The organism is Nocardioides sp., assembly GCF_044226765.1.
Lineage (GTDB): Bacteria > Actinomycetota > Actinomycetes > Propionibacteriales > Nocardioidaceae > Nocardioides.
Genome location: NZ_JBGAGJ010000001.1, coordinates 599844 through 614431, shown reverse-complemented (window position 1 = coordinate 614431; position 14588 = coordinate 599844). Strand labels below are relative to the sequence as shown.

Genomic DNA, 14588 nt, shown 5'->3' with positions numbered 1-14588 from the left:
GTCCAGGCCACCAGAGCAGACGGAGATCGATGTCACGGGAGACGAGCTCGGCGAGCACGACCGGCACGGTCAGTCGTGCCAGCAGCTGGTCGGACGCGCCGTCGCGGGACGCCCTGCAGCTGATCGCCGAGGGGGTCACCAAGGTGGCGGGCTTCGGCATCGCCGCGATCAGCGTCGCGCGCAGCGACGGCAAGCTCGAGGTGATGGCGGTCGCGGGCAGCGACGAGGCGCGCGACTCGCTGCAGGGCCGGCGTACGCCGTTGGACCAGCTCTCCCGCGAGATCGAGAAGGCCGACGACTGGGGGCTGTTCCGGTTCGTGCCCCACGAGCGGCTGGACCCCAGCGCCGGCGAGCAGTGGGGCTGGGTCCCCGACATCGAGCCGATCGACGACCCCGACGCGTGGCACCCGCTCGACCTGCTCCTCGCGCCGCTCTACGACGACGAGGGCCAGCTGCGCGGCACCCTGGCCATCGACCTGCCCGTCGACGCCCGCCGGCCCGGTGAGCCGGCCCGGGCCGTGCTCAACACCTACGCCGAGCAGGCCCGCCAGGCGGTCATCGTCGCGCTGGAGCGCGAGCAGCTCGCCGAGCAGGTCCGGATGGCCGAGGCGGCCCGCAGCATCGTGCGGCGCGCGAGCGCGCAGCTGAGCTTCGAGCGGATCGTCGCGGACAGCCGCGACGCGCTGCTGGAGGGGTTCCGCGCCTCCGGCATGTGGCTGCAGACCTTCGAACAGGACGGCCACGGCGAGATCTACACCGCCGACGGGCGCGACGTCGTGCTCGCGTCCGAGCTCATCGACATCGCCGAGTCCGCCGCGCACGCCGCGTGGGAGCAGCAGGTGGCAGTGGTGTTCGCGCCCGGTCGCGCCTTCGAGGCGGTCACCGAGGAGCAGGGCCGCCAGGTCCTGGAGTTCATGCACTCCATCGAGGTGGAGACCCTGCTGTTCACCCCGCTGGGGGCCGGGCCGGAGTGCCTGGGCAACCTCGTGCTCACCCGGGTCAAGGGCGCGCCGGGTTGGACCGAGTCGGAGGCGACCGCCGCGCTGGACATCGGCCACGACCTGGGCCGCGCGATCCTCAACGCCCGCACCTTCGAGCGCGAGCACCAGCTCGTCGAGGAGCTCCAGGAGCTCGACACCTACAAGGGCCAGCTGATCGCGACGGTCGCCCACGAGCTGAAGAACCCGCTCACCTCGGTGATGGGGCACCTGGAGATGCTCGAGTCCTCCCCCGACCTCTCGGGCATGGCGTCGACGTCGCTGCAGGCGATGGAGCGCGGCGCGCGCCGGATGGTGCGGGTCATCGACGACCTGCTCCTGCTCTCCAAGGTCGGCGACGCGGAGAACCCGGTGATCCCGGTGCCCGTCGACCTGCGGCGCATCGTCGACGACGTCGTCGACCTGATCGCGGTGCCCGCCGAACAGAAGGGCGTGACCGTCCGCGTCGAGGTCCCGGACGAGAAGGTGCTCGCCCTCGGTGACGCCACCGAGCTCGACCGGGTCTGCGCCAACCTGGTCAGCAACGCCGTGAAGTACACCGGCGAGGGCGGCACAGTCACGGTCGGCCTGGGCCGCGACGGCGACGAGGTGGTCCTCACCGTCGCCGACGAGGGGATCGGCATCTCCGCCGAGGACGTCGCCAAGCTCGGCACCGAGTTCTTCCGCTCCTCCAACCCCGCGGCCGTCGCCCAGCCCGGCACCGGCCTCGGCCTGGCGATCGCGCGCCGCGTGGTCGCCCGCCACGGCGGCCGGATGGCGGTCCGCTCCGCCCTCGGCGAGGGCAGCATCTTCCAGGTCTTCCTGCCTGCGGGGTGATGGGGTCGGTTCGCCCTTGCTGGTTTACCCGGTCGACCGGGTAAACCATCGCTTGTCGGCCAGAACTTCGACTCTCCTGCTTGATGTGTGGGTCAGGTGCGGCCGGGGAGCGCGGGTCGGTGACGTCCGAGGCTGAGCATGGCCAGGGCGATCAGTGCGTGTGAGGTGTGGAAGCCGAACGCGAGCCGGGTGAGGAGCCGGATCTTGGTGTTGACGCCTTCGATGAGCCCGTTGGATAGCTGATGCTCGATGGCGACCAGGATGCGGGGGCGGAACTTGTGGATCGTGCGGGCCAGGTCGACGAAGGCGGGGATCCGACATCGGCGGGCCCAGGCCAGCCACTTGTCGAGCTCGAAGGCGGCCTGGTCGGGTGGCATCTGGAAGACCAGCCGGAGGGCTTCCTTGAGCAGGTAGGCCCGGTACAGGCGGGGGTCGGTGGTCGCGATCCACTCGAGCTTGGCGTGTTGCCGGTCGGTGAGGTTCTCGGGATTCTTCGCCAGCGCGAACCGGGCCCCTTTGAGTCCGCGGGCCAGGTCTCGCCCGGGGAGCACCTGGTGACGGCGTGCCCAGCCGGTCAGCATCTTGGGGTCGTGCTTGGCCAGTTTGCGGGCCTGCTGCCAGGCGTCGATGCGGACCCGGGCGAGGGCGGTGTTGGCCCACTTGACCACGTGGAACGGGTCGACCCCGAGGACGGCGTTGGGGCAGCGGTCGGTGACTTCTTCCTCGATGTAGGCGGCTCCATCGGCCGAGACATGCGTGATCTGGGCGCAGCGCTCGGTACCAAGGAGGTCGAAGAACGGGCTCAGTGCCGCTCGGCTGCGACCCTCGCCGGCCCACACCAGAACCCCGGTGTCGTGATCGACGACCACGGTCAAGAACTTCAGGTTGCGGCGGTAGGAGATCTCGTCGATCCCGATCCGGGTCAGCCCATCGAGCCCGTCGGTGGCCGATGCGGCTTCCGCGGCGTCCCAGACCCGGGCGATGATCGCCCCGACGGTGCGCCACGCGATCCGCATCAGCTGCGTGGCCGCGGACTTCGACGTCCGGGTCGCCAGCCAGGCGACCTGCGCGTCGAAGGTGTGGGTGTGACCCGCACCGTGTGCGGCCCAGGGCACGTGCGCGACCACCACGCCGTGGTCGCGGCAGCGCACCCGCGGCGCGTCGGCCTCGAGGAAGGTCAGCGTGGTGGCGTGGTCCAACGTGCGCCAGCGGCGACGCCCCCGGCCCGCGTCGTACCGGGCGCAACGGCGTCGACATCGTCCGCACCGATCCCGCTGACGAGCCATCAACCGCACGTCGATCACCAGCACATCGCCGTCCCACCAGACGTTCTCGATCGCAGTGTGTTCAAGCCCCAAGAGCCCACGGAATAGGCTGACGACTGCCACGCCGTTCTCCTGCCAGCTGGTTTCGGTCCTAGACAGCTCGAAACCTAGACAGGGAACGGCGTGTGCACGTCACGGCACGCTCAGCTCACCCACACATGCAGCAGGAGAGCCAGAACTTCGGCCGACAAGCGATGGTTTTGGCCGACAAGTCGGCCGCGCCAGCCGGCATCCCGTGCCCTGGGCCGCGCCGCTCACCCGTCCCGGGGGAGGCACGTCGGCCGGTCCCCGGAGACCCTCGGTGGACCGAGGACGCAGGAGGACGAGGGTGGACGACGACCTGGTACGGCGGGCGATCCTGCCGATGCTGGACGAGCAGCACGTCGGGCTGACGACGTACGACGCCAAGGACCCGGACACGGCGTACCCCCCGATGCGGGCGCTGCGACCGCCGGCCGGTGCGCCGAACGTGCTCGTGGTGCTGCTCGACGACGTCGGCTTCGGCGCCTCGACGGCCTTCGGCGGCCCGTGTGCCACCCCCACGGCGGAGCGGCTCGCGGCTGACGGGGTACGGCTCAACCGGTTCCACACCACGGCGCTGTGCGCGCCGACCCGGCAGGCGCTGCTGACCGGCCGCAACCACCACTCGGTCGGCATGGGCGCGATCACCGAGATGGCGACCGCGGCGCCGGGCAACAACAGCGTGCGCCCCAAGGACAAGGCGCCGATCGCCGAGACGCTGAAGCTCAACGGCTACTCCACCGCCCAGTTCGGCAAGTGTCACGAGGTGCCGGCCTGGCAGGTGACGCCGGTGGGGCCGTTCGACCAGTGGCCGACCGGCTCCGGCTTCGAGTACTTCTACGGCTTCGTCGGCGGCGAGGCCAACCAGTACTACCCCGGCCTCTACGAGGGAACCACGCCGGTCGAGCCGCCGCGCACGCCGGAGGAGGGCTACACGCTCACCGAGGACCTCGCCGACCGGGCGATCACCTGGGTGCGCCAGCAGAAGGCGCTGATGCCGGACAAGCCGTTCTTCATGTACTTCGCGCCCGGCGCCACGCACGCGCCGCACCACGTGCCCGAGGAGTGGTCGGACCGCTATCGCGGACGGTTCGACGAGGGCTGGGACGTGCTGCGCGAGCGCACCGTCGCGCGGCAGAAGGAGCTCGGCGTGCTGCCTGCCGACGCCGAGCTGACCGCCCGCCACGACGAGATCCCGGCGTGGGACGACATGCCCGACGAGCTGAAGCCGGTCCTGGCCCGGCAGATGGAGATCTACGCCGGCTTCCTGGAGCAGACCGACCACGAGGTCGGCCGCCTGGTCGACGCGATCGCCGACCTCGGGGTGCTCGACGACACCCTGGTCTTCTACATCATCGGCGACAACGGCGCGTCCGCCGAGGGCACCGTCAACGGCGCCTTCAACGAGATGACCACGCTCAACGGCATGCCCGGGATCGAGAGCGTCGAGTTCCTGCTGTCGAAGATCGACGACTTCGGCACCCCGGCCGCCTACAACCACTACTCGGTCGGCTGGGCGCACGCGATGTGCGCGCCGTACCAGTGGACCAAGCAGGTCGCCTCGCACTGGGGCGGCACCCGCAACGGCACGATCGTGCACTGGCCGCGGTCGGTCACCGACCGGGGCGCCGTGCGCAGCCAGTTCCACCACGTCATCGACATCGCCCCGACGATCCTGGAGGCGGCCGGCCTCCCCGCACCGGCCGTGGTCAACGGCGTGCAGCAGGCGCCGTTCGAGGGCGTCAGCATGCTGGGGACGCTGCGTGCCGCGGACGCGCCGGAGACCCACACGGTGCAGTACTTCGAGATGATGGGCAACCGCGGGATCTACCACCAGGGCTGGACCGCGGTCACCAAGCACAAGACGCCCTGGACGGTCGACAAGCCGCCGGCGTTCGACGACGACGTCTGGGAGCTCTACGCCCCCGACGACTGGACCCAGGCACACGACCTGGCCGCGGAGCAGCCCGAGCGACTGGCCCACCTGCAGCGGCTCTGGCTGATCGAGGCGGTCAAGTACGGCGTCCTGCCGATGGACGACCGCCTCGCCGAGCGGATCAACCCCGATATCGCCGGGCGGCCGCAGGTGATCCAGGGCGACACCCAGCTGCTGTTCCCCGGCATGCGGGTCTCGGAGTGGTGCATCCTCAACATGAAGAACAAGTCACACTCCGTCACCGCCGCCATCGACGTCCCCGAGAACGGCGCCGCCGGCGTCATCGTCACCCAGGGCGGCTCGGTCGGCGGCTGGACGCTCTACGTCCACGAGGGCCTCCTGAAGTACTGCTACAACTTCTTCGGCATCCAGTACTTCATCACCGCCTCCGAGCAGCCGCTCGCGCCCGGGCCGCAGCAGGTGCGCATGGAGTTCGCGTACGACGGCGGCGGGCTCGCGCTCGGCGGCGACGTGACGCTCTACGTCGACGGTGCGCCCGTCGGATCGGGACGGGTCGAGCACACCGAGCCGATGGGCTTCTCAGCCGACGAGGCGTGCGACGTGGGGAGCGACAGCGGCTCGCCGGCCTCCCCCGACTACGGCCCGACCGGCAACGCCTTCACCGGCCGGATCGACTGGGTCCAGCTCAGCATCGGCCAGGACTCCCACGATCACCTGATCCGGCCGGAGGACCGGCTGCGGCTGGCGATGGGCAAGCAGTAGGCCTCGGGTCGGTGCGGGTGGGGGTCGGGTTGCGGGTCGTGAGCGTTCAATTGTTGGGAATTGCGCCGCCTACGGCCGGGTAGCCGGCGCATTTCCCAGCAATTGAACGGAACGGACCCGCGACGGCCCAGCCGCCTACATCGCCCGCTCGCCCTGGGCGATGGCCTCGCGGATCCGGGTGTAGGTGCCGCACCGACAGATGTTGCGGATGGCGTCGAGGTCGGCGTCGGTGATCGAGCGGCTCTCCCGGCGTACCTTCCGCACCAGGGCGACCGCCGCCATGATCTGGCCGGGCTGGCAGTAGCCGCACTGGGCGACGTCGCGGTCGAGCCATGCCTGCTGCATCGGGTGCAGCGCGGCGCCGACGGTGGCCGGCAGGCCCTCGATCGTCGTCACCTCGTCGGACGGGGAGAGGTCGCCGACGCGCACGGAGCACGGGTTGAAGGCCTTGCCGTTGACGTGCGAGGTGCACGCCTTGCAGACGTTGATGCCGCAGCCGTACTTCGGGCCGGTGACGCCGAGCAGGTCGCGCAGCACCCAGAGCACCCGCACGTCGGGGTGGACGTCGACGGTGACGGTGCGGCCGTTGAGGCGGAAGGTCTGCTTGGGCACGTCAGTACACCTTCTTCAGGCCGTTGGTGGGCGACTGCGGGATCGGGGGGACGGTCGGCTTCGGGCGGAACCGCAGCGGGTCGCGGTGGTTGACCGGGAAGTACGACGGCACCGTCCCCACCGCCCGCGCGTAGGCGCAGGCGACCGCGGCGAAGGTCGCCGCGACGCCCGCCTCCCCGGCGCCGCCTGGCTGGCCGCTGTCGGACGGCACCACGATCACCTCCACCTCCGGCGGGGTGTTCCACTGCCGCGTGTAGAAGTAGTTGTCCCAGCTGGCCTCGAGGAAGTGGCCGTCGCGCAGGTGCAGGCTGGAGGTCAGCGCGAGCGCGATGCCGTCGTTGATGCCGCCCTGCATCTGCGCCTCCAGGCCCCGCGGGTTGACTACCAGGCCGACGTCGATGGCGAAGACCACCTTCGTGATCCGCGGACCGCCCACCCCGTCGCGGATGTCCCGCCCGGTCTGCGCCGGGCGGCAGTCGATCTCCACGAGACAGGCGCTGGCGCCCTTGTACTCCTTGTGGATCGCGATGCCCTGGGCGGTGCCGGCCGGCATCGACCGGCCCCAGCGACCGGCCTGCGCGACCGCGTCCAGCACGCCCCGCACCCGCGCGTCGCGCAGGTGCGCGCGCCGGAAGGCGTACGGGTCCTGGCCCATCGCCTCCGCGAGGCGGTCGACCATCAGCTCACCGGCGGCGCGTACGTCGGGTGAGTAGATGTTGCGCATGCTGCCGGTGTTGAAGCGGTCGTCGGTCTCGACCAGCGTCTGCACGATCGCACCGAAGTCGTAGGGCACCTCCTGGGTCAGCTCGAAGACCGTCTCGGCGAAGCCGAGGTTGCCCAGGCCGGTCGGCAGGTCGGCGGCGCGGGCGGTGATGAGCTCGCCGAGGCCGTGCCGGAAGTCGGTCTCCACGCTCGTGTGCGACTGCTGGAAGGCCAGCACCTGCCCGGCCGCGTGCACGGCGCGCACCCTGCTGGTGGCCATCGGGTGGGTGCGGCCGACGCGGGCGTCGTCGGCGCGGTGCCACATCAGCTTGACCGGCTTGCCCATCGCTTGGGAGATCTTCGCGGCCTCCAGCGCGCCGTCGAAGAACAGCCGCCGGCCGAACGAGCCGCCGCCCTGGACCACGTGGACGGTCACCCGGTCCGGGGTCAGGCCGAGCGCTTCCGCGATCCGCTCCTGCGCCGTGATCGGCGACTTCAGGCCGCTCCAGATCTCCGCCCGGTCGTCGCGGACGTCGGCGATCGCCGAGTTGGTGTCCATCGCCGAGTTGCTGCGGAAGTAGAAGAGCACGTCGAGCTCGAGGGTCTGCGCCAGCGGGGTGTCGGGGAGGCTCGGCATCGGCACCTCGGCGGACCGCAGCTCGCGCACGACGTCGGCATCGGAGAGCCCGGCCACCGGGCCGTCGGCCCAGTCAACGCGCATCGCCCGGATCGCGTCGATGCACTGCCCGAAGGTCCGCGCCCGGACCGCGACACCGGAGTCGACCAGCGCCACGTCGGTCACGCCCGGCATCGCCAGGACGGCTCGCCGGTTGCGCAGGCGCTTCGGGGTGCCGTTGAGCGTGGGTGCCCGGCAGACCATCGTCGGCAGCGCGCCCGGGACGTGCAGGTCGGTCGCGTACTGCTTGCGACCGGTGACCGCGTCGAGGGCGTCGATCCGCCCCTGACCCGTCCCGACCACGCGGAACTCGCGCGGGTCCTTGAGCCGGACGTCGACGGCGCGGGGGGTGCTGGTGGCGGCGGCGCGGGCGAGCTCGCCGTACGTCGCGGAGCGGCCGCCCGGCGCCTGGATGACGCCGCCCCGGGCGACCAGGTTGGCCACGGTGTCGCCGAGCTGGATCGCCGCGGCCTCGAGCAGCGCCTGCTTGGCGACGGCCGCGGCGACCCGGACGGGTGTGTACGTCGAGATGGTGGTGTTGGAGCCGCCCGTCAGCTGGTTCCACACCAGCTCGGGACGGGCGTCGGCCAGCGTGACGCGCACCCGGTCCAGCGGCAGCTCGAGCTCCTCGGCGACCAGCATCGCGGTCGAGGTGGTGATGCCCTGCCCGACCTCCATCCGTGGGAGCGCGAAGGAGGCGGTGCCGTCCTCGTGCACGGTGACCGTGATCAGGTTCGCGGTCGGCATCGCGACCTCGGTGAGGAAGTCGTTGAGGTCGTAGAGCTCCGCGGGCTGCGGGGTGCCGGGCACCGCCCCGGCGGGTGGCGCGAGCCCCAGGTCGGCCGCGGCGACCAGGGTCGTCCCTGCCAGCACGAACCCCACGAACGTGCGCCTGCCGACCTCGACCCGTGCCTGCTCCGTCGTCACGCCGGTCTCAACGACGCAGCGTGACCGCCGTCACGGGGTGGGTGGGTGGATGAATCCCCGGCTGACCGGGGATTCATCCGGGGTTGTCAGGCTCTTCCTGACGTTGTCGGGGGTTGCAACCCCTGACAACGTCAGGTTTCCCCGGCTGACCGGGGATTCATTCACTGCACGAGGTTGCGCAGCAGCAGCGCCTCGGCGAGCACGACCCGCTCGAACTCCGCGAGGTGGAGGCCCTCGTTGGCACCGTGGGCGCGGGTGTCAGGGTCCTCGACGCCGGTCACCAGGACGCTGGCCTCGGGGAAGGCCTCGAGGAACTCGGCGATGAACGGGATGGACCCGCCGACGCCCATGTCGACCGGGGCGACGCCGTCCCAGGCCTCGGCGAACGCCGACCGCGCGGCGTCGTACGCCGGTCCGGTCGCGTCGATCTGCGTGGCCTCGCCGGTGTCGACCAGCGTGTGCGTCAGCGTGGCGCCCCAGGGGACGTGGGACTCCAGGTGGCGCACCAGGCAGTCGAGCGCGTGCTCGGTCGTGTCGCCCGGGGCGATCCGCATCGAGATGCGGGCGCGGGCGGCGGGGACCAGCGTGTTGCTCGCGCCGGCGACCTTCGGCGCGTCGAGCCCGGTGATGCTGATCGCCGGCTTGGTCCAGAGCCGCTCGACCGTCGAGCCGCTGCCGATCCACTCGATGCCCGGGGCGGCGCCGGACTCCGCGCGCAGCCGCTCCTCGGGGTACTCCACGTCGGCGGCCGGCCCCGCGTGCAGCCCCTCGACGGCGACGTTGCCCTCGTCGTCGTGGAGTGTGCTGAGCAGGCGGGCGAGGGCCATCAGGGCGTCGGGCACCAGCCCGCCCCACATGCCGGAGTGGACGGCGTGGGTGAGCGTGCGGACCTCGACGTCGAGCCGCACCAGACCGCGCAGGCTGGTGGTCAGGGCCGGGACGCCGATGTCCCAGTTGCCGGAGTCGGCGATGACGATGACGTCGGCCTTCAGCCGCTCCTGGTGCTCGTGCAGGAGGGCCGAGAGCGTCTCGGAGCCGATCTCCTCCTCGCCCTCGATGAACATCGTGACGTTCACCGGCAGGTCGGCCCCGTGCACGCGCAGCGCACCGAGGTGGGCGGCGATGCCGGCCTTGTCGTCGGCCGCGCCGCGGCCGTAGAGCCGGTCGCCGCGCTCGGTGGGCTCGAACGGCGGGGAGTCCCAGTCCGCGTGGTCGTTCTCGGGCTGCACGTCGTGGTGGGCGTAGAGCAGCACCGTCGGCGCGCCCTCCGGTCCGGCCTTCTGCGCGATCACCGCGGGCAGGCCACCCTCGACGCGCACGATGTCGACGCTGTCGAAGCCCTCGGCGCGGAACAGCTCCGCCACCGCCTCGGCCGAGCGCTGCACCTCGCCGTGGCGCGCGGGGTCGGCGCTGACGGACTCGATGCGGACCAGATCCTCCAGGTCCCGCCGGATGCCGGGCAGGACGGACTGGACGCGGTCGCGGAGGTCGCTCATGCGGGCCAACCTATGACACCGCTGTGACCGGGGCCCAACGGGCGAGCGGGTCGCCCGTCGGGTCCCGCCTCGTGCTGCCGGTCACCAGTAGCGGCCGGCCCCGGTGCACTTCATCGGGTCGCCCCAGCCGACCGCCCCGCCGCCGCAGGACCACAGGCCATGGCTGCCGTTGCGCACGTAGGCGACGTCGGCGAGGTCGCCGCCCTCGACGGCCCGAACGGTGTAGAGCTGGCTGCCGGGGATGTCCTTCATCCGGGCGCTCGCCGAGCAGACCCAGGTGTTGCGGCACACGTTGCGGGCGTACTTGAAGCGGTCGCCCTGGCGGAGGAACGCCCGGGTCTGGATGTAGTCGACGGAGTGGTCGCAGTAGATCCAGTACTTCATCCGGACCGTGTCGTCCTTCTTGAAGTGCTTGAGCTTGTAGACGTAGCCGTAGCACGGGGCGGCAGCGCGAGCCGCCGGCGAGGTGGCCGCGTCCGCCGCGCCGGTCACGGCGCCGCTCGCCACGGCGGTGGTCGAGAGCACGGGTGCCAGCAGCACCAGGGCCAGGGTCCCGATGAGTCGTCTCACGTCATCCTCCTGCAGGGAGTGGGTCGGTCGATGCCGCGAGGGTTCCCGGCTCGCTCCCGCCCTCCCGGTGCCTGCAGGAAGCTGCAACGGCGGCCGGGCCGCTCACGCCACAGGTTCACCAGGGGATGCAGGCGAAACCGCACGTCCCACGGCCTGCCCACCATGGGAGGTGCAGGTTCACCCACAGACCATGGTGAAACGGCGACAGATGGGACCCCGGCCGGCCTACGCCAGGGGCAGGTACGGCGCCAGGTCGGCCCGCTCGCCGCTGGCGCGGACCCGGCCGGATGCCTCGGCGTCGGCCCAGGCGAGGTCGCCGGTCGCGAGCGCGACCCAGGTCGGGGGGTCCATCTCGACCACCGCCGGCGGCGTCCCGCGGGTGTGCCGGACGCCCTCGACGACCTGCACGGCGGCGTACGGCGGCACCCGCACCTCCACCGACCGGCCGGGCGCCCGCTGCTCGAGGACCGCGAGGAAGTGCTTGGTGAGCAGCCGCAGGTCGCCGCTCTCGCGGGCGGCCGCGACCTCGGCGGGCGTCGCCACCCGCAGGCGGGCGGGCATCAGTCCTCCTCGGCATCGAGGTCGGCCTCGGCCTCGATGCCCACCGGACCGGGGTAGGGCTGGATGAGCTGGTAGACCGAGTAGGTCAGCCGGTCGTCGCCCGCCGCCTGGTCGCCGCCGGGCGCCTGGTTGGCCGTGCGCCACCGCTCGACGACCTCGCCGACCTCGCGCATCAGCGCGTCCGACTCGTCGGCGGTCAGCCGCAGCGTGTACTCCGAGACGCTCTTGCGGCGCCCGCCCTCCGGCTCCGGCTCGAGGGCCCGGTCGACCAGGTGGTGGCCCCAGGCGACCGCGTTGCGCTGGAAGACGGCGTACGCCGCCCGGCCCCCCGGCTGCTCGAGCATGTCGCGGGTGCGGAAGCTGATCCCCTCGGGGTCGACCAGCCGCCAGACCCGGTCGCGGCGGTCCCGCGCCTCGTCGGGCGCCTCCTCGACCAGGCCGTACTTTGCCAGCTGCCGCAGGTGGAAGCTGGCCTGGTTGGCGGGCACGTCGAGCAGCCGGGCGATGTCGGCGGCCCGCAGCGGGCCGGCCGCGGAGAGCTCGGACAGGATCCGGTTGCGGGTCGGGTGCGCGATCGCGCGGAGGACCCGCGGGTCGTCGTACGTCGCCATGGCACCAGCGTAGCGAATCTCGCACGCACTATTGCGCAACAGTTATTGCGCAACATATGGTGCGGGCATGTCGTCGTACCGCACCCTGGCCCGCAACCGCGACTTCACCGCGCTCTGGACCGGCCAGACCATCTCGGAGATCGGCAGCCGGATGACGATGTTCGTCTTCCCGCTGCTCACCTACGCCCTCACCGGCTCGGCGCTGCTCGCCGCGGCCAGCGAGGCCCTGCACCTGCTCGGGCTCGCCGGTGCGCTGCTGCCGGCGGGCGTGCTCGCCGACCGGGTCGACCGGCGGCGGATCATGCGGGTCGCCAGTGGCGCCGGGGTGCTGCTCTACGCGGCGCTGGCCGTGGCCGGCATCGCCGGCACCATCACCCTCCCGCACCTGCTGGGCACCGCCCTGCTGACCGGTGTGGGCGCCGGGCTCTTCGCCCCGGCCGAGATGGCCGCGGTGCGTGCGGTCGTGCGGCGCGAGGAGCTGCCGACGGCGCTGAGCCAGCAGCAGGCCCGCCAGCACGTCGCCTCGCTGGTCAGTGCTCCCCTCGGCGGTCTGCTCTACAGCATCACCCGCTGGCTGCCGTTCGTCGCGGACGCGGTGTCGTTCGCGGTGAGCTGGGTGCTGCTCGGCCGGATCCGCAGCGACCTGACCCCGCCCGCCCGCACCGGGACCCGGCGCCCGGTCGCCGAGCTCACCGAGGGCATGCGGTTCGTGTGGTCACGGCCGTTCTTCCGGGTGCTCACCGTCTGGAGCGCCCTGACCAACCTGACGGTGAACGCACTCTTCTTCGTCGCCGTGCTGCGCATGGTCGAGGCGGGCGTCCCGGCGTTCCAGATCGGCCTGGTCGAGACCGCCGCGGGCGTCGCGGGCATCGTCGGCGCCATCCTCGCGCCGTGGGTGATCGACCGGGTGCCGACCGGCCGCCTGACCGTGGCGATCGCCTGGTCGTTCCTTCCGCTCGTCGTGCCGATGGCGCTGTGGAGCCAGCCGGCGGTCGTCGCCGCGGCGCTGGGCCTGGGCCTGCTGCTCAACCCGGCCGGCAACGCGGGGATCGGATCCTACCGGGTCGCCGTCACGCCGCCGGAGCTGCTCGGCCGGGTGCAGTCGACCACCCAGTTCGTCTCGATGTCGATGCTCCCGCTCGCACCGGTCGTCGCGGGAGTGCTGCTCACCACGGCGGGAGGAGCGGCGGCGATCCTGCTGCTCGGCGGCCTCACCGCTCTGGTCGCGCTAATCCCGACGCTGTCCGCCTCCGTCCGGGCGGTGCCCCGCCCGGACCGGTGGGAGGTGCCCGACGCCGCGGACCCTCTCCCGGCCGCGGCCTGAGGCGCGAGGGCTAGCGGCGGACCGCGACCAGCACCGCGTCGGTGACCGTCTGCTCCTCGTGGCCGTGGCCGTGCCCGCCCTCGGCACGGCGACGCGCCTCGGCGCGGACGTCGAACCGCTCCGGGTCCACGGCCGGGAGCAGGTCGTCTGCGGTGAAGAGGACACCGGGTGCGGACCACCGCAGACCGGTGTGGGCGTCGTCGGGGTGGTGGCCGACGACCAGCAGCGTCCCACCCGGCGCGACGGCGTCCGCCATCCGGCGGGTCGCCTCGACCATGCCGCCGTCGAGCAGGTGCAGGAAGTGCGAGGTGACCAGGTCGTACGCCGCGCGCTGCGGCATCCAGGTGCGCAGGTCGGCGTGCTGCCAGGTGATGCGCTCCGCGACGCCGCGCTCGGTCGCGTGCTCGGCCGCCCGCGCCAGGCCGGTCTCGGAGAAGTCCACGGCCGTGACCTCCCAGCCCTGCTCGGCGAGCCAGATCGCGTCGCCACCCTCGCCGCAGCCGAGGTCGAGGGCGCGACCCGGGCGCAGACCGGCCGCCTCCGCCACCAGCACCGCGTTGGGCCGACCGCTCCAGACGCGGTCGGGGCCGGCGTACCGCTCGTCCCAGGACGGTTGCTCGAACATCTCCGGGGTCACCTCGTGGCTCATGCCGTCCAGGATGGTCCGACCCGTTGCCAGATGACGACTCGCGTTGCCGTCCTGGCAAACTGCTCGGATGACGGAGGAGCTGGTGCAGGTCGGTCCCCGGCTGCGGACGCTGCGCCAGGACCGCGGCCTGACGCTGCGCGAGCTCGCCGACGAGACCGGCATCTCGGTGAGCACGCTGTCGCGGCTGGAGTCGGGCCGGCGCCGGCCCACGCTCGAGCAGCTGCTGCCGCTCGCCCGCGCGCACCGGGTCTCGCTCGACGAGCTGGTCGACGCACCGGCCACCGGCGACCCGCGGGTGCAGATGCGACCGGTCCGCCGGCACGGCCGGACCTACCTGCCGCTGACTCGCCGGCCGGGCGGGCTGCAGGCCTACAAGATCGTGCTGCCGGCCCGGCCCGACGACGTCCCACGTCTCGCGACGCACGAGGGGTACGAGTGGCTCTACGTCCTGTCCGGTCGGCTGCGCCTCCTCGTCGGTGACCGTGACCTCGACCTCGGGCCGGGCGAGGTGGTCGAGTTCGACACCCGGACGCCGCACTGGCTGGGCAACACCGGCCCGCACCCGGCGGAGGTCCTCGGGCTCTTCGGTCCGCAGGGGGGGCGGATGCACGTGCGCTGAACGGGTGCGGCAGGCTGGGGGG

At 72.3% G+C, this 14588-nt stretch carries 12 protein-coding genes; 4 read left to right on the top strand and 8 right to left on the bottom strand.

The window, feature by feature from the left end:
- Positions 1 to 29: 29 nt before the first annotated feature.
- Positions 30 to 1814, top strand: coding sequence for a sensor histidine kinase (locus tag ACILRH_RS02875; protein ID WP_395690627.1), 1785 nt, complete (start codon positions 30 to 32; stop codon positions 1812 to 1814).
- A 92-nt stretch (positions 1815 to 1906) separates the two neighbouring features.
- Here ACILRH_RS02875 and ACILRH_RS02870 read toward each other — a convergent pair whose 3' ends face one another.
- On the bottom strand, positions 1907 to 3202 hold the full coding sequence (locus ACILRH_RS02870; protein ID WP_395690148.1) for an ISL3 family transposase: 1296 nt from the start codon (positions 3200 to 3202) through the stop codon (positions 1907 to 1909).
- 265 nt (positions 3203 to 3467) lie between these two features.
- Between ACILRH_RS02870 and ACILRH_RS02865 the strand changes: the two genes are divergently transcribed.
- On the top strand, positions 3468 to 5819 hold the full coding sequence (locus ACILRH_RS02865; protein ID WP_395690626.1) for an arylsulfatase: 2352 nt from the start codon (positions 3468 to 3470) through the stop codon (positions 5817 to 5819).
- 135 nt (positions 5820 to 5954) lie between these two features.
- On the opposite strand, the gene ACILRH_RS02860 is transcribed toward ACILRH_RS02865, so the two are convergent.
- From ACILRH_RS02860 to ACILRH_RS02835, 6 genes are all read right to left on the bottom strand, one after another.
- Complete coding sequence (locus tag ACILRH_RS02860; protein ID WP_395690625.1) at positions 5955 to 6431, bottom strand: (2Fe-2S)-binding protein; 477 nt, start codon at positions 6429 to 6431, stop codon at positions 5955 to 5957.
- A gap of 1 nt (position 6432) precedes the next feature.
- Positions 6433 to 8736 carry a molybdopterin cofactor-binding domain-containing protein gene (locus tag ACILRH_RS02855; RefSeq protein WP_395690624.1) on the bottom strand — a complete coding sequence of 768 codons (2304 nt, stop codon included), beginning with the start codon at positions 8734 to 8736 and terminating at the stop codon, positions 6433 to 6435.
- A 161-nt stretch (positions 8737 to 8897) separates the two neighbouring features.
- Complete coding sequence (locus ACILRH_RS02850) at positions 8898 to 10232, bottom strand: dipeptidase (protein WP_395690623.1); 1335 nt, start codon at positions 10230 to 10232, stop codon at positions 8898 to 8900.
- A gap of 81 nt (positions 10233 to 10313) precedes the next feature.
- Entirely contained in the window at positions 10314 to 10802 is a 489-nt protein-coding gene (locus tag ACILRH_RS02845; RefSeq protein WP_395690622.1) for a hypothetical protein, read from the bottom strand.
- Positions 10803 to 11027: 225 nt separating this feature from the next.
- Positions 11028 to 11363: a sterol carrier family protein gene (locus tag ACILRH_RS02840; protein ID WP_395690621.1), complete on the bottom strand. Its 336-nt coding sequence runs from the start codon at positions 11361 to 11363 to the stop codon at positions 11028 to 11030.
- The gene (locus tag ACILRH_RS02835) at positions 11363 to 11974 is read right to left on the bottom strand and encodes a helix-turn-helix domain-containing protein (protein ID WP_395690620.1); all 612 of its coding nucleotides are present in this window, start codon (positions 11972 to 11974) and stop codon (positions 11363 to 11365) included. The genes ACILRH_RS02840 and ACILRH_RS02835 overlap by 1 nt, the downstream gene beginning before the upstream one ends.
- A gap of 67 nt (positions 11975 to 12041) precedes the next feature.
- Here ACILRH_RS02835 and ACILRH_RS02830 point away from each other — a divergent pair, with 67 nt between their 5' ends.
- Entirely contained in the window at positions 12042 to 13298 is a 1257-nt protein-coding gene (locus tag ACILRH_RS02830) for an MFS transporter (RefSeq protein WP_395690619.1), read from the top strand.
- A gap of 10 nt (positions 13299 to 13308) precedes the next feature.
- On the opposite strand, the gene ACILRH_RS02825 is transcribed toward ACILRH_RS02830, so the two are convergent.
- Positions 13309 to 13947 carry an SAM-dependent methyltransferase gene (locus ACILRH_RS02825; protein WP_395690618.1) on the bottom strand — a complete coding sequence of 213 codons (639 nt, stop codon included), beginning with the start codon at positions 13945 to 13947 and terminating at the stop codon, positions 13309 to 13311.
- Between the two features lie 67 nt (positions 13948 to 14014).
- Between ACILRH_RS02825 and ACILRH_RS02820 the strand changes: the two genes are divergently transcribed.
- Positions 14015 to 14566 carry a helix-turn-helix domain-containing protein gene (locus ACILRH_RS02820; protein WP_395690617.1) on the top strand — a complete coding sequence of 184 codons (552 nt, stop codon included), beginning with the start codon at positions 14015 to 14017 and terminating at the stop codon, positions 14564 to 14566.
- Positions 14567 to 14588 lie beyond the last annotated feature (22 nt).

What these genes read in the sequence shown, in the direction of transcription:
- ACILRH_RS02875 (WP_395690627.1), top strand. Translation starts at nt 30, where the DNA reads ATGTCACGGGAGACGAGCTCGGCGAGCACGACCGGCACGGTCAGTCGT.
- ACILRH_RS02850 (WP_395690623.1), bottom strand. Translation starts at nt 10,232, where the DNA reads ATGAGCGACCTCCGCGACCGCGTCCAGTCCGTCCTGCCCGGCATCCGG.
- ACILRH_RS02840 (WP_395690621.1), bottom strand. Translation starts at nt 11,363, where the DNA reads ATGCCCGCCCGCCTGCGGGTGGCGACGCCCGCCGAGGTCGCGGCCGCC.
- ACILRH_RS02835 (WP_395690620.1), bottom strand. Translation starts at nt 11,974, where the DNA reads ATGGCGACGTACGACGACCCGCGGGTCCTCCGCGCGATCGCGCACCCG.
- ACILRH_RS02830 (WP_395690619.1), top strand. Translation starts at nt 12,042, where the DNA reads ATGTCGTCGTACCGCACCCTGGCCCGCAACCGCGACTTCACCGCGCTC.
- ACILRH_RS02825 (WP_395690618.1), bottom strand. Translation starts at nt 13,947, where the DNA reads ATGAGCCACGAGGTGACCCCGGAGATGTTCGAGCAACCGTCCTGGGAC.
- ACILRH_RS02820 (WP_395690617.1), top strand. Translation starts at nt 14,015, where the DNA reads ATGACGGAGGAGCTGGTGCAGGTCGGTCCCCGGCTGCGGACGCTGCGC.